The 1,017-nt window shown below is 72.9% G+C and carries 1 protein-coding gene; it reads left to right on the top strand.

Features of this window, described 5'->3' with window-relative positions; translation table 11 throughout:
- Positions 1-463: 463 nt before the first annotated feature.
- Positions 464-1,017, top strand: a 554-nt coding sequence (locus HW445_RS32505) for a hypothetical protein (protein WP_218957581.1), incomplete at its 3' end; no start/stop codon positions are given.

Here is a 1,017-nt window from a genome sequence, read left to right as displayed (position 1 = left end):
TGCGATGCGGGTGGTGAGGACCCCGCCCGGGGGAGATGAGGAGTCTCGTCGGGCCGGGGCGCCGGAGGGGCGTCGCCGTCGTGCGGCGTCGTCCGCCGCACACGCCCCGCGCGGCGCACCCGGCCACGACGGTGTTGCCCTTGTTGCCCGGGCGGCGCGGTTCATGCGCCGAACCGGAGGGGAATTTCTCACATCCCGGGTGCCACCCCTTCCGGCCAGGTGACGGGTGGGCCTTCACCACGACCCGACACCACTCAACACTGCTCAACACCGCTCAACACCACCCGGCACCGTCAACAAACAAGCCGTCATTCACTCGTCCGAAGGACGGTTGGAACTCCCGCATTTCCGCGCTCGTTTCCGGGACAAGCGTCGAACTCCTGTGTACGGCAGGGTGCCGGGCAGGGGCTCTGCGATAGGCGCGGGGTCGCGAGGCCCCGCCTGCGTGGAGGGAGTACCGACCGTGACGGACCTCAGCGACCATCCCCTCGCCCACAGAACGGTACTGACCGTTCCGGGCGCCGAGACCCTCTTCCGGGACGTACGCCGGACCAGCGCCCAGTGGCTGGAGGGCAGGTTCGGCGGCAGCGTGCCACTGACCCCGGGCCGGCACCGTCTCGACAAGGCCACGGTGCTCACCAACCACACGGCCGACCTCCCCGGCGGCGCCGGCCGCGCGATACGCCTGCAACTGCGGGAGGAGAGGGCGGAGGCCGTCTGGCGCACCACGATCACCGCGCTGGCCTCGCGGGACATGGCCGCGGTGTCGGTGGACCTGGAGGTCTTCCGCGACAACGACACGGTGCTCCCCGACACGGGCGCCCACCCCGCGCCCGGGCGGCCCGCGCTGGTCAGGGACCTGGTGGCCGCGCTGCGCCCGGAGGACGGATCGGCCCGGCTGACGCTGGACGCGCAGTCCGTGGAGGCGGGAGGCGTCGGGACGCTGATGGACGTGCTCTGCGACCCGGAGCGGCGGCTGCCGGTGGTGGTGGCGGCGCAGCCTGCCCGGCCCTCCGC

The organism is Streptomyces sp. UH6 (assembly GCF_013421635.1).
In the GTDB taxonomy this organism is placed as follows: domain Bacteria; phylum Actinomycetota; class Actinomycetes; order Streptomycetales; family Streptomycetaceae; genus Streptomyces; species Streptomyces abyssomicinicus.
The sequence above is the reverse complement of the archived record's forward strand: the minus strand, read 5'-3'. Positions and strand labels throughout refer to the sequence as shown.